13 protein-coding genes and 1 riboswitch are annotated in these 13478 nt (G+C 39.1%); all 13 genes read left to right on the top strand.

Annotated elements, in window-relative coordinates; all coding sequences use genetic code 11:
* Positions 1–17 precede the first annotated feature (17 nt).
* The 13 genes from pxpB (V6C17_RS03935) to V6C17_RS03875 all read left to right on the top strand — a co-directional run bounded on the left by pxpB (V6C17_RS03935) (position 18) and on the right by V6C17_RS03875 (position 13465).
* Positions 18–815 (top strand): 5-oxoprolinase subunit PxpB, encoded by a 798-nt coding sequence (pxpB, locus tag V6C17_RS03935; RefSeq protein WP_333521241.1) that lies wholly within the window; start codon positions 18–20, stop codon positions 813–815.
* Entirely contained in the window at positions 769–1722 is a 954-nt protein-coding gene (locus V6C17_RS03930) for a biotin-dependent carboxyltransferase family protein (RefSeq protein ID WP_333521240.1), read from the top strand. The genes pxpB (V6C17_RS03935) and V6C17_RS03930 overlap by 47 nt, the downstream gene beginning before the upstream one ends.
* Positions 1723–1987: 265 nt before the next feature.
* Positions 1988–2749 carry a LamB/YcsF family protein gene (locus tag V6C17_RS03925; RefSeq protein ID WP_333521239.1) on the top strand — a complete coding sequence of 254 codons (762 nt, stop codon included), beginning with the start codon at positions 1988–1990 and terminating at the stop codon, positions 2747–2749.
* Positions 2750–2777: 28 nt separating this feature from the next.
* Positions 2778–4010: an NRAMP family divalent metal transporter gene (locus V6C17_RS03920; protein WP_333521238.1), complete on the top strand. Its 1233-nt coding sequence runs from the start codon at positions 2778–2780 to the stop codon at positions 4008–4010.
* A 32-nt stretch (positions 4011–4042) separates the two neighbouring features.
* Positions 4043–4834: a putative hydro-lyase gene (locus V6C17_RS03915; protein ID WP_333521237.1), complete on the top strand. Its 792-nt coding sequence runs from the start codon at positions 4043–4045 to the stop codon at positions 4832–4834.
* Between the two features lie 123 nt (positions 4835–4957).
* Positions 4958–5713: a 5-oxoprolinase subunit PxpB gene (gene pxpB / locus V6C17_RS03910; RefSeq protein ID WP_333521236.1), complete on the top strand. Its 756-nt coding sequence runs from the start codon at positions 4958–4960 to the stop codon at positions 5711–5713.
* On the top strand, positions 5710–6714 hold the full coding sequence (locus V6C17_RS03905; protein ID WP_333521235.1) for a biotin-dependent carboxyltransferase family protein: 1005 nt from the start codon (positions 5710–5712) through the stop codon (positions 6712–6714). Before pxpB (V6C17_RS03910) ends, V6C17_RS03905 begins: the two co-directional genes overlap by 4 nt.
* 206 nt (positions 6715–6920) lie before the next feature.
* Positions 6921–7007: riboswitch (cyclic di-GMP riboswitch) on the top strand.
* A gap of 41 nt (positions 7008–7048) precedes the next feature.
* A complete protein-coding gene (locus V6C17_RS03900) occupies positions 7049–8809 on the top strand; it encodes a methyl-accepting chemotaxis protein (RefSeq protein WP_333521234.1) in 1761 nt (586 codons plus the stop codon).
* A 102-nt stretch (positions 8810–8911) separates the two neighbouring features.
* Positions 8912–9718 (top strand): D-alanyl-D-alanine carboxypeptidase family protein, encoded by an 807-nt coding sequence (locus tag V6C17_RS03895; RefSeq protein ID WP_333521233.1) that lies wholly within the window; start codon positions 8912–8914, stop codon positions 9716–9718.
* A 444-nt stretch (positions 9719–10162) separates the two neighbouring features.
* Entirely contained in the window at positions 10163–10774 is a 612-nt protein-coding gene (locus tag V6C17_RS03890; RefSeq protein WP_333521232.1) for a YitT family protein, read from the top strand.
* Between the two features lie 139 nt (positions 10775–10913).
* Positions 10914–12404, top strand: coding sequence for a glucose-6-phosphate dehydrogenase (zwf, locus tag V6C17_RS03885; protein ID WP_333521231.1), 1491 nt, complete (start codon positions 10914–10916; stop codon positions 12402–12404).
* A gap of 15 nt (positions 12405–12419) precedes the next feature.
* A complete protein-coding gene (locus tag V6C17_RS03880; protein WP_333521230.1) occupies positions 12420–13046 on the top strand; it encodes a cyclase family protein in 627 nt (208 codons plus the stop codon).
* A gap of 251 nt (positions 13047–13297) precedes the next feature.
* Positions 13298–13465 carry a hypothetical protein gene (locus V6C17_RS03875; protein ID WP_333521229.1) on the top strand — a complete coding sequence of 56 codons (168 nt, stop codon included), beginning with the start codon at positions 13298–13300 and terminating at the stop codon, positions 13463–13465.
* Positions 13466–13478: the final 13 nt, after the last annotated feature.

Genomic DNA, 13478 nt, shown 5'->3' with positions numbered 1-13478 from the left:
AAAGCGAGTTGTGGTACATGAACGATTGGACAACTAAGGTTAAGTTTCGAACTGCAGGAGACCATGGCCTTGTAGTAGAGTTTGCAGATATTATTTGTGCGGATATCAATCAAATTGTGAAACAGCTTACTAAATACCTAAATGATCAGCAACTAAAGGGTTTAATAGAGGTTGTTCCTACTTATAGGTCAGTAACTGTCTATTTTGATCCTCTCATAATTACCCGTCCGCAGCTTTCTAATTACGTATCGGAAATTCTAAGCGGAATAAAACACTTCAAGGAAAGCTTACCATCGAGGGTTGTTTACGTACCGGTGTGCTATTCTGGAGTAATGGGACCAGACTTAGAGTTTGTAGCCCGTTATACTGGTCTATTACCCAATGAAGTAGTAAAGCTGCATACATCTAAACCATACCTTGTGTATATGCTTGGCTTTACTCCTGGGTTTCCGTATCTTGGAGGATTACCTGAGCAAATATCAGTCCCTAGGCAGGAAAAACCGCGGACAAAGATTCCAGCAGGCTCAGTCGGTATTGGAGGCAATCAAACTGGGTTCTATACAATTGAAAGTCCTGGCGAATGGTGGCTAATTGGTCGGACCCCAATAAAGGCTTTTAATCCTCTAAGTCCTAACCCATTTTTAGTTTCGGCAGGAGATTATCTTCATTTCACAGAGATTACAATTGAAGAATATTTTATTATTCGTCGAGCTATTGAAGCTGGAACATATCAGCTTGAAGTCAGTTATTTGCAGGACGGTGATTCGAATGATTACAACCATTCAACAAGGGGTTTTTACAACAATCCAAGATGAAGGACGATGGGGTTATCAAGCTTACGGTATGCCTATCGCAGGAGCTATGGATAGGTATGCTTATCGAGTTTCTAACATGTTGGTGGGAAATTCATCGAATGCCGCCGTTATGGAGATGACGGCAGTTGGCGGTGTATTTAAATTCGATAGCGATAATATCGCAGCCATTTGTGGTGCCGATATGCAAGCAACTCTTAATGGCAAGCCAATACATAACTGGTCCTCGTTTTTGGTACCTAAAAACAGTGAGTTAAAATTTGGGCAAGCGCAAGCAGGCTATCGATGCTATTTTTCTATTCGTGGGGGGATAGACGTACCTAAAGTGCTTGGAAGCAGGGCAACGTGTTCCAGGGCTGTAGTGGGCGGGCATGAAGGTAGAGCTTTACGGCAGGGCGATGTTTTACGCATTGGACGGGATATTTTTTATGAAGTCCACCCACATATAATGGATAGCCAGTATGTTCCGCTATATGCTGACCAGATTGAACTGCGAGTAATACTTGGACCGCAGGAGAATATGTTTTCTGATAAAGCCATAAATATCTTGTTTACGAGCAGTTATAAGATTACAGAAAAGTCCGATCGACTTGGATACAGCCTAAAAGGACCTAAAGTTTTTCCAATTGGCAAAGCAGATATAGTGTCTGATGCCATGTGTAAAGGTGCTATTCAAATAGCTGCCAACGGTTTACCTTTTATCATGGGTGCTGACCATCAGACTACTGGAGGCTTTGCCAAAATAGGCTGGGTTATTTGGGGGGATTTGCCTAAGTTAGGACAGGCTAGGCCCGGAGATGTAGTGCGGTTTAAACCTGTCACCGAAGATGCGGCTGTTGAAGTTCTGAGAAATGAACAACATTGTTATGCTAAAATAGTAGAAATGTGTAATGTTAATAGACAAAAGTAACAGTTTCAATAAAATTGAATGGGCTTATTGAAAATTTCAATTTTACGCTAGCTAGTTTCAATGCTATGATTAGTGACAGTAAAGCATTCACTACAAATAGTAATTTGAAGCAAAGGCGCTTCGAACAAATATTATCTTTGTTTGGAGTGCATTTTTTTACCCTAAAATCAAGGTGAATTTTTAACTAGTGCTATTGCATCTATTCGGAGGTGGTTGAAATAGAAGGCAGTAAAATCAAAGAGCTACATAGGAAGGAGAATGGACATTGTATCGAGTTGATTTAAATTGTGATTTAGGAGAAAGTTTTGGAGCTTATACAATCGGGTCAGACCAAGAGATTATGAAGTTTGTTACATCTGCAAATATTGCCTGTGGCTTTCATGCCGGAGATCCGGGCGTAATGAATAAGACAGTTAAGGCTGCTCTCGCAAATAATGTTGCAATTGGAGCTCACCCAGGTTTGCCTGATTTAGCAGGCTTTGGCAGACGTAATATGGATATTTCTCCGAAAGAAGCCTATGATATGGTTGTTTATCAGGTAGGGGCATTGGCTGCCTTTGTAAAAGCAGAAGGGGGCAGAATGCAGCATGTGAAGCCACATGGAGCCCTATATAATATGGCCGCGAAAAGCCTGGTTCTATCTGAGGCAATTGCCGAAGCTGTATACAAGGTTGACCCGGAGCTGATTTTATTTGGTCTCTCCAGCAGTCATTCAGTTAGTGCTGCCGAGCGGATTGGCCTAAGAACGGCGCATGAAGTTTTTGCCGACAGAACATATCAAATTGATGGAACTCTTACTCCCAGGAATCAACCAAATGCTTTGATTACGGATGATAATCAAGCTATAAGTCAGGTCATTCGTATGGTTAAGGAAAGTACGGTAATGACCCAGCAAGACCAGGAAATTGCGATAAAGGCTGATACAGTCTGTATACACGGTGATGGAATCCATGCACTGGAATTTGCTCGTAAGATTCGTGAGCATTTGCTCGAATCAAGTGTAGCTGTACAGGCTATAGGAAAGTAAATTTTGAATAATTAAGGGAGGAAATATTATGGAACCAGTAAAAAGGAGTGCAAACGATACTAAACCGACGATGACCGTAAAATCAAATTGGGATCTACTATTAGGAGCGGCTTTTTTAATGGCGACGTCCGCCATAGGCCCAGGCTTCCTAACTCAAACTACGGTATTTACACAAAAGCTAGCAGCAAGCTTTGGGTTCGTTATCTTGATGTCAATAATACTAGATATCGGGGCGCAAATGAATGTTTGGCGAATAATTGCTGTTTCAGGCAAACGCGGTCAAGATATTGCAAATGGCGTTCTTCCGGGTCTAGGGTATTTTGTAGCACTTTTGATTGTAATGGGAGGCCTAGCTTTTAATATTGGGAACATAGCTGGAGCGGGGCTTGGTGTAAACGTTATACTTGGTGTTTCACCAATACATGGTGCAATCTTTAGTGCGGTTGTTGCAATTGCAATTTTCCTTGTTAAAGAGGCTGGAAAAGCTATGGACAGATTTACCCAGGTTGCTGGTTTTGTAATGATTGCTCTTACTGTCTATGTAGCTATAACATCTGCTCCGCCGGTAGGTGAAGCAATGGTTAAAAGTATAATTCCTGATCAGATTGATATGATGGCAATTGTTACGCTTGTAGGTGGTACTGTGGGCGGCTATATAACATTTGCTGGCGGTCACCGACTATTGGATGCAGGTGTTACAGGTGTTAATGCTTTACCTGAAGTAACTAAAAGTTCGGTAACAGGAATCTTAGTTACTGGAGTTATGCGTGTTGTATTATTTTTAGCGGCACTTGGAGTTGTTTCCCAAGGTTTAGCAATAGATGCAGCAAATCCACCAGCATCCGTATTCAAACTGGCAGCTGGAGCTGCAGGTTATAAAGTATTTGGCATAGTTATGTGGGCAGCAGCAATTACCTCAGTTATTGGAGCCGCTTATACATCTGTTTCTTTCATCCGTACTTTCCATCCTAAATTGGAGTCGAATTATCGTTTCATTATTATCGGATTTATAATTATTTCGACACTAGTTTTCGCAATAATTGGCAGACCGGTCAAAGTATTAGTAATGGTGGGTGCGCTAAATGGACTTATTCTTCCTATAACACTAGGTACTATTTTACTGGCGGCACATAATAAAAAGATTGTCGGTGCGTATAAGCATCCTATCTGGATGACTATATTCGGTATTTTCGTTGTAGTGATTATGACCTATATGGGCGGATACACATTAATAAATGAGCTTCCTAAATTATTTAAATAGATAAATTTAAAATTAATAGCAGAGGTGAAGGTATGAGAGACCTTGCCAATATGAGGTCAGCACAGGTACGTGCATTAATTCGAAATAACGAATTGATAAAGCCAACTTCAGGGATGGCTAAGGGTTTTACCCAAGCAAATCTCGCTATTCTTAAAAAAGATTTGGCTTTTGAATTTCTCTTATTTTGTCAGCGTAATCCCAAACCCTGCCCTGTTCTTGATGTGACTGAACCAGGTTGCCCTATTCCTAGAATTGTAGCTCCACAAGCCGATCTAAGAACAGACATTCCGAAATACAGAATTTATCGGCAAGGCGAATTAGCCGAAGAAGTTTCTGATATTATTGATTATTGGGAAGATGATATGGTTGCCTTTCTTCTCGGCTGCAGCTTTACGTTTGAACATCCGTTAATGAATAATGGAATTTCAGTTCGTCATATTGAGGAAGATTGCAATGTCCCTATGTTCAAAACCAACATTTCTTGTGTCAAAGCAGGAAGATTTGAAGGACCAATGGTGGTTAGTATGCGACCCATTCCTGAAAGAGATGTAGTTCGTGCTGTACAGGTTACCTCACGTTTCCCAGCTGTTCATGGAGCGCCAATACATATCGGTAATCCCGAAAGTATTGGAATTAAGGATATATATAAACCTGACTTTGGAGATTCTGTTACAATTAAACCTGGGGAAGTTCCTGTTTTCTGGGCATGTGGTGCAACTCCGCAAGCAGTAGCTATGCATGTAAAACCGGAGCTTATGATTACCCACGCTCCAGGGCATATGTTTATAACAGATGTTCGCGACGAACAGCTTGGAGTTCTATAGAGCAATAAAGGTGTGGCTGACGGCAAGAACAATACATAAAAGTATTTGCCGTCAGCCTTCTAATGCTGCTGACAGAACTTATTAACAAAAGTATTCTTATTCGCAGCTAAAGAGGTGATATTTTTGGATCAGGTAAATAAAGAAAATAATATCGACATTCAATTTCTACCGCTAAGTGAAACGGCGGTTTTGGTTGAGTTTGGTAAAAGTATCAGCCCAGAAATCAATAGTAAAGTTAAATCTTTAGGAGAATATCTTGAGAGAAATTCCTTCCCGGGTATGATTGAATATGTTTCAGCGTTTTCTAGTGTAACTGTGTTTTATAATCCTTTAGTGGTAATGAAGAATTGCAAACAAGCGATAGGACTCAAATATAGTATGGCACATCAGATAGTGACAGGTATTTTGAAAGAAGCGGTTGGGAAATTGGGGAGCTCTTTTAAAAGTAATCCTAAAGTAGTTGAAATTCCGGTTTGTTATGGTGGTGAGTTTGGACCGGATTTGCCGTATGTAGCTGAGCAGAATAAGCTTAATATAGATGAAGTGATCGAAATTCATTCAAGCGGTGAATATCTAGTATATATGATCGGTTTTGCACCAGGCTTTCCTTACTTAGGGGGGATGTCTGAAAGAATTGCCGCGCCGCGCCGTCAATCTCCGCGTACTGCTATTCCGGCTAGATCTGTCGGTATTGCTGGTATGCAGACAGGAATATATCCCATAACAACACCAGGAGGGTGGCAGCTGATCGGCAGTACACCAGTGGAATTATTCCGTCCCACTGAAGATCCTCCTAGTTTGCTTCAAGCAGGAGACATTGTTCGTTTTCGCCCTATTTCTCTTAAAGAGTATGAAAAGCTTAGGGAGGGAAAACAATGAGTATAGAAGTTATTAGACCGGGTCTGCAATCGTCGATTCAAGATTTAGGCAGGTATGGCTACCAAAAACATGGAGTTATAGTCGGTGGGGCAATGGACACCTTTTCCATGCGAATCGCCAATATCTTGATAGGTAATGACGAAGGTGAAGCAGCACTGGAAATTACTATAATGGGACCGGCACTCAAATTTAGTGAAGATAAATTAATAGCAATTACTGGTGGCGATTTATCCCCTATTGTTGACGGCGAGTCAATACCAATGTGGCGTCCTGTCCTTATTAAACGAGGCAGTATTTTGGAATTTGGCGCCTGCACACAAGGCTGCCGCGCTTATCTCGCTGTTGCTGGCGGATTCAATGTATATGAGGTAATGAACAGTAAAAGTACATATCTGCGGGCAGGAATTGGCGGTTTTCAAGGGCGGGCCATAGCTAAAGGTGATATAATTACAACAAATACCATTAGTAAAAAATCTAGCCGTCTAATTAAGCAGTTATCAATGGCAAGCACAAGTAAAGCCTTTTTGACATCTTCCTGGTTCTTTGGTAGAAACCACCTTCCACAGGAGGGGAAAGCTGTAGTGATTAGGGTTATTCGCGGCATCCAATTTGATTACTTTTCTGAAGAAAGCATATATAACTTTTTTAATAGAGAATTCAAAGTTACAATTCAATCAGACAGAATGGGGTATAGGTTGTCTGGTGAACTCTTAAGACTTAAGGAATCTCTAGAGATGATCTCAGAAGCCGTCTCGCTAGGTACTATTCAAGTACCTCCTGATGGTAGCCCTATCATACTATTAGCTGATCGTCAGACAGTGGGCGGATATCCTAAGATAGCCCAAGCCGCTAATGTCGATATAGCTGTAATAGGCCAGCTTAAGCCGGAAAGTCTAATAGTATTTCAAGAAATATCTTTGAAAGAAGCGGAAATATTGTATATTGAAAGAGAACAGCTAATTCAGGACGTTAAGGCTGCAGTCGATGGAAATTTGTTTTGAATTTACTGCGCAATCTAAATAAAGATGGGCCAAAACAAACATGTATTGGCTCATCTTTTGTTTATTGAAGCTATTTTATATTCAAAGTAAATAGTAGTTAATTTAAATTAATTATAAGTATTAGGACAACTAATAAACTAAATAGTAGACAGACAACTTTACACCTGGTATAATTTGTAACGTTGTGCAAAAATTTGTCACAAAAACTAAATATTTGGCAAAATTATCGAAAGGTAATGACGCAAAGTTATGGGTCTAAGAGGCTGATGCCTTATGACTGCCAGACTGCATTTTGTAGTAACTTTTAGTTAAAATGTAGTCGGGGGAGTATGCCATGGCTGCATTTTTTGTTTTTTATCTAATCAAATTTATGGGGGTAATTGAGCAAGTGTTAAGTAAAAGTAAGTTTCAGTTGACTATTGGGGCAAAAATCATCATTCTTATTCTATTTATTACCACAATCTTTTCAGGGTTAACTATTTACAGCAAAATTAAAAATGATGAAGTTCAAAAAGGTTATGTAGGTCTAGTGCAACGCAGTGCTCCTTTGGTTTTTGATGTTAAAGATGTAACAGTCGAACTGAAGAATCAAGGATATCAAGCAAGGGGTTATTTATTATCAGGCAACCCTACTTATCTTCAGCAGTATGAAGAATCTCGGAGAAAAATGGATAAGTACTTCGCGTCTTTAGAGAAAAACCTGACTACCCCAGAAGGAAAACAAAAAGTTGCTGAGACCAAAGCAGCATTAAGCAATTATCATAAAGTAACCGATAAAACTATTGAAATATATAAACAAAAGGGTCAACAGGAGGCCCTCAGCTACGTAGCTACAGCTGCTCAGTCGAGTTTTGACGCAGAAGCAAAGCTCCAAGATTTTGCTATTTTTCTAACAGAACGGATGGATCTAAGGGTTAAGCAAAGTCAAGAAGCTGAGCAGTCAATTGAAAACCTGATTATAGGTATCTCTTGTTTAGTAATAATTATTTCTATTGTGTTAGGTATTTGGTTTTCGCGCCGTATTGCTAAACCATTGAAAGAAGTAGTTTCAGTGGCAGCAGCAATTGCCGGCGGGAATTTAACAGTGAAGCAAATTTCCTATAATGGTAATGATGAAATCCAGGCGCTAATTACGGCGTTTGATACTATGGCAGCAAATCTAAGAAATCTAATTAGTCAAGTTTCAAATGCAGCTGAGCAAGTCAATATTTCATCGGGTGAATTGAAAATGGGTGCAGAACAGTCAGCACAGGCTGTAAACCAAGTAGCCTCAACTGTTACAGAGATTTCTCAAGGAACGCAGCAACAAGTAGAAGCTATCAACGAAGCAGTTGCGGTTATAGAGCAGATGTCGGCAAGTATACAGCAGGTTGCTGCAAACTCTAATAATGTAGCTGTTGTTTCAGATAATGCCAATAACGCTGCTGCTAATGGGCGAAAAACAGTGGAAAAAGCTATTAATCAAATGCAGAGCATAGAATTAACTGTTACTCGCTCAGCAGATGTTGTTGCTAAACTAGGGGAAAGCTCTAAAGAAATTGGACAAATTGTTGAGACGATTTCAGGGATTGCGGGACAAACTAATCTCTTGGCGTTAAATGCAGCGATTGAAGCCGCACGGGCGGGCGAACAAGGTCGTGGATTTGCAGTTGTTGCGGAAGAAGTAAGGAAGCTGGCTGAACAGTCGCAACAGGCAGCAAAGCAAATCGCCGATCTTATTAGTGCCGTGCAAGTTGATACTGAGCAAGCGGTTTTTGCCATGAGTGAAGGCACTAAAGAAGCTAAGGTTGGTGCAGAGGTAGTTAATAACGCAGGCCAAGCTTTTGTTGAAATTCAAACACAAATAGGGCAGGTGTCGGAACAAATTCGAGATATTTCGGCAGCTATCCAACAAATGGCGTCAGGAAGCCAACAAATAGTCTCATCAGTTAGGGCAGTAGATAGAATTAGCAGAGATACGGCCGATCAGACACTTACTGTTTCTGCAGCGGGCGAGGAACAATCTGCATCAATGGAAGAGATTGCTGCTTCTAGTCAATCCTTATCCTTGATGGCTGGTGAATTGCAGACCTTACTTAAACGCTTTACTTTTTAGTAAAATTTAACAAGACTACTATAAAAGTAAAAAAAAGGAAAATAAGATGCTCTGATCGAAAGTAGATCTTAATAAAAATACTATTTTCGGGAGAAAGAGCTAATGCTAAAACGGATTATATTACTGTCGATAGTTCTTGTTGTGGTTATTGCCAATCTCGTATCTGCATCATCACCACCTAAAATAGAAGCTGAGGCGGCTGTTTTAATGAAGGCAGATGATCTCCAAGTACTATTTGACAAAAAAGCAAATGACATTATGTATCCAGCAAGTACTACAAAGATAGTTACGCTTATTACCGCAATTGAAGAAGGTAACCTCAACAGTGTTGTAGTGGCAAGCCCACAAGCCGCTTTGTGTGACGGGTCTAGTCTAGAATTAAAAGCGGGCGACAAGTTAACTTTGCAGGAAGCGTTGTATGGAATGATGTTGGTTTCCGGAAATGATGCAGCGGAAGTCATCGCCGAAAACGTTGCTGGCTCAGTGCCACAGTTTGTCCAAAAGATGAATGATAAGGCTGAAGCAATTGGGGCAACCCGCACTCATTTCACAAACCCGCATGGTTTGCCAGACCCGATAAATCATTTTACTACTGCTTATGACTTGGCGCTGATTACGTCTTACGGAATGTCAAATCCGCTATTTGCCCAAATTGTTGCAAGCCGTGAACATGATGTTCGTTTTACTAGTGGTGCTGTCAGTCATGTGACAAATACTAACAAGCTTCTAAAAACATATAAAGGCGCAAACGGAGTAAAAACTGGCTTTACTAATGCGGCTGGCGAATGTTTAGTGGCATCGGCGACAAGGAAAAATGTTCAGCTAGTTGCAGTAATTCTTAACAGCGATTATCGATGGTCTGATGCGGCTAAACTTTTGGATTATGGCTTTCAGCAGTTAGGCCTATAAAAATATTTCACTCAAAAAGGCAGCTTATCCTAGAGCTGTCTTTTTATGCATGTAAGAAAGTATATATTGTCACATGCGTAGATGCTAATTTGTTTCTGTAGAAATTTTAGCAGATAATCCTTTGAATTTAGTATTATTTTTCAAAAATCCAACTTCTAATATAATTTTAGGTTAAGATGGCAGAAGTGATTTGTCAATAAATTAAGTAGCAACATATACTATAGAAGAGATATTAAATAATATATTTTATTTGTTATTGGAATTTATTTTATATTGCAAAATAGTCTTTTTCCTGTTATTATTAAGGCCATATAAGAAATACGCTTCAAAAAACTTGATCGTTCGTTCAAGTATTTGGATAAGGCAATGTGGCCTATGCATTAACTGCATAGGCTTTTTTTATTATAAAGATTTATTTTTGATAGATGAGAGAGGTGAATGATAATGATGGTCAAACTTTTGACATTAAATAATTTGGTGAAGGTAACTAAGATGCTTATAGGTTGCTTAATTGTGAGCGTAGGCATCTTGATTATGCATCATGCGCAACTAGTAACTGGTGGAACAGCGGGATTAGCCCTAAGCGCTTCTTACTTCTGGCAAATACCTTTTTCTACTGTGTTTATATTGGTAAACATTCCGTTTTACATTCTTTCAATTATGCGGATGGGAGTAAACTTTACTCTTTCGACCATCTTTTCGGTGGTAAGTTTATCGTTTATGACAGAAATGGATCGTTGGATAACTAGTTTTGCTATCCATCCATTCTTAAGTGCGATCTTAGGTGGCGTAATGATAGGGGCAGGTGTAGCCTTTCTTTTCTCAAATGGATCATCGCTTGGAGGGGCTAATATTCTAACATTATATTTACAGCGAGAATTTAACTGGGATCCTGGAAAGGTTAACTTTGTAATAGATTTTGCTGTCGTGCTATCGGGAAGTTATGCTGTGGGGCTAGTACAAGGTTTATATTCTGTTTTATCTATTGCTGTACTATCAAGTGTAATTAGTTTATTAAAGGTCAAAGTAACTCGCGCTACGACTACAACTAATTAACCTTGTTTTGCTACTACGCCGCCCTCTTTGGGCGGTTTTTCTTTTTTAAAACAACGAACAAACACTTTTAGCTAATCCCTACATATTCTAGAAGGAGTATTAATTTCTCTAGGAATCTTTCTAGGGGGTGAAAACAACTGTGTTAGTGAGTAGTGATAAAGAAATATCATCTATCCTTGTCATTTTTGGCGGCACTGGTGATCTGACTAACAGAAAACTGCTGCCAGCATTATACAATCTTGTCAGTGAAAGCTTACTGCCTGAAAGTTTTGCAGTAGTCGCAATTGGTAGAAAAGAAAAAACTGTTGAACAATATCGGCAAGAGGCATTCCAAGCTATTAATAAGTATTCCCGTAACAAAATAGCTAAAGATATTTGGGATAAATTGAGCAGTTTGATTTATTATTTGCAATTTGACTTTTTGGATTCGGCTGGATACGTGAGATTACAGGCATATTTAGAATCAATAGATGAAAAACACAATACAGCTGGTAATAGGACATTCTACCTTGCTGTAGCACCTGAATATTTTGAGCCAATTGTTAATGGGCTGCACTGTTATGAACTTGCTAAAAGAAGCGGTTCTTGGCAGAGACTTGTTATAGAGAAACCTTTTGGAAAGGATTTAAAAAGTGCAAAAAGCCTTAATGATAAATTAAGCGGTGCCTTCAGTGAAAAGAATATCTATCGAATTGATCATTACCTTGGCAAAGAAATGATTCAAAATATTATGGTACTCAGGTTTTGCAATTCTGTTTTTGAATCTGTGTGGAATAACAAGTATATTGACAATATCCAAATACTATTAAGTGAAAAAGCAGGTGTTGGAAGTCGGGGCGGATATTATGAGACTTCCGGCGCCATGAGAGATATGGTACAGAATCATGTGCTTCAGACGCTTTCCTTAGTTGCTATGGAACCACCTGTACAACTTACCCCTGACTCAATAAGAACTGAAAAGCTGAAAGTAATTCAAGCCATTGAGCCATTTTCGTCTAATTCAATTGACCACAATATAGTTTTTGGGCAATATGGCAGCGGACTAGTGGAAGGCAAAGCAGTTTCTGGATATAAAGAAGAAGAGAAAATTTCAGCATCATCAACAACCGAAACATTTGTTGCCATGAAATTGTTTGTTCAAAATTTTCGCTGGGCTGGTACACCGTTTTACATACGTACAGGGAAACGATTAGGAAGTAACGAGGGAAAGATTGTTATTCAGTTTAAAGCAGCTCCACCGCTTCTATACTTCAAGGACAAATTTGATCATCATGCTAACGTTCTCGTAATAAAAATACAGCCGGAGGTTGGAGTTTGCTTTCAATTTAATACCAGAAAATTCGGAACAACAGGAGAAATAATATCAACTAGAATGGATACAGGTAATGCATGCAGTACCACTGGGAATACACCTGAAGCTTACGAAAGGCTCATTTTAGACATATTGCGCGGTGACAATACTTTGTTTTCACGATGGGATGAGGTAGAAGCGGCTTGGGGTTTTATCGATAAAATTATAGAGCATCAAAAGCAGAAGAACCTTGAATATCCTAATTATCAAGCCGGTACTATGGGGCCAAGGCAAGCTAACGAGCTAATAGAGTGTGACGGCCGTAAGTGGTGGGATTGACAGGAGGAGAGGTAATTGAAAATATTTGACGTATCTATGAGTGTTCATTACGATATGCCAGTGTATAAAGGTAAAAACACTAAAAGACCTGCGCTAAAGACTGAAAGTGATTTTATCGTTAACTCGGTGTATGAAAGTAAAATTGAAATGAATCTGCATACAGGAACACACGTAGACGCCCCGCTTCATATGCTTTTGAATGGATATACAATTGATAAATTACCGCTAGATAAGGTTGTAACTAAGTGTAAGGTCTTAGATTTACAGGCTATTCAAGAGAAAATTACAAAAGATCACTTGATAGACCAAAATATTCAAGAGTGTGATTTTATATTGTTGAAGACTAAGAATTCTTTTGAAAACTTGCTTGAAGGTGATTTTGTTTATTTAGACAAATCAGGAGCTGAATATTTGGTAAAAAAATGCATTAAGGGCGTAGGGATTGATGCATTAGGAATTGAACGGAACCAAGCAGACCATGATACTCACAAGTTGTTATTCGGTGCAGATATTGTAATAATTGAGGGGCTTAGGCTTAGCTCAGTCAAGGAAGGAGAATATTTACTTGTAGCAGCGCCAATTAATATTGCTGGAGCTGAAGCAGCGCCAGCTAGGGCATTATTAATTGATGTTGTTGGTTAAATTACTATCATGTAATATTATGGTACCGTAAAACAGAAGGGTCTAGCATTTGCTAAATCCTTCTGTTTTTAGAGTAGTCAGCTGATTTGGTAGGTAACGATTAAGTCACTTAACGAATATTTAAACTTAAATTTAGGGAAATCATTATCTTAAATTAACTTTGTTTTAACATATATATTAAAAACTTATGTTACATTTAAATAAAATAAAGCAACTATAAAGAACTATATTACATATTTGGCGGAGGTTTTATGAGTAACGACTTTGATATAAAGCTAACTGAGGAAGAAATAGAAGAACTACTAAGAGACTTGCCAAGTATTTTACGACAATTGACCCATGAAGCAAAAATTAGCTTTGAAACTCGTGGTAATGGTGAGTGGTTAAATCCAGAAGATTATTCTAAAGAAAAAAGATAAAAGTGCCTATTAG

Source organism: Dendrosporobacter sp. 1207_IL3150 (genome assembly GCF_036763085.1).
Taxonomy (GTDB): Bacteria; Bacillota; Negativicutes; order DSM-1736; family Dendrosporobacteraceae; genus JBAIYU01.
This window is presented reverse-complemented; position numbering and strand designations above follow the sequence as displayed.

What these genes read in the sequence shown, in the direction of transcription:
- pxpB (WP_333521241.1), top strand. Translation starts at nt 18, where the DNA reads ATGAACGATTGGACAACTAAGGTTAAGTTTCGAACTGCAGGAGACCAT.
- V6C17_RS03930 (WP_333521240.1), top strand. Translation starts at nt 769, where the DNA reads ATGATTACAACCATTCAACAAGGGGTTTTTACAACAATCCAAGATGAA.
- V6C17_RS03920 (WP_333521238.1), top strand. Translation starts at nt 2,778, where the DNA reads ATGGAACCAGTAAAAAGGAGTGCAAACGATACTAAACCGACGATGACC.
- V6C17_RS03915 (WP_333521237.1), top strand. Translation starts at nt 4,043, where the DNA reads ATGAGAGACCTTGCCAATATGAGGTCAGCACAGGTACGTGCATTAATT.
- V6C17_RS03905 (WP_333521235.1), top strand. Translation starts at nt 5,710, where the DNA reads ATGAGTATAGAAGTTATTAGACCGGGTCTGCAATCGTCGATTCAAGAT.
- V6C17_RS03900 (WP_333521234.1), top strand. Translation starts at nt 7,049, where the DNA reads ATGGCTGCATTTTTTGTTTTTTATCTAATCAAATTTATGGGGGTAATT.
- V6C17_RS03895 (WP_333521233.1), top strand. Translation starts at nt 8,912, where the DNA reads ATGCTAAAACGGATTATATTACTGTCGATAGTTCTTGTTGTGGTTATT.
- V6C17_RS03890 (WP_333521232.1), top strand. Translation starts at nt 10,163, where the DNA reads ATGATGGTCAAACTTTTGACATTAAATAATTTGGTGAAGGTAACTAAG.
- V6C17_RS03875 (WP_333521229.1), top strand. Translation starts at nt 13,298, where the DNA reads ATGAGTAACGACTTTGATATAAAGCTAACTGAGGAAGAAATAGAAGAA.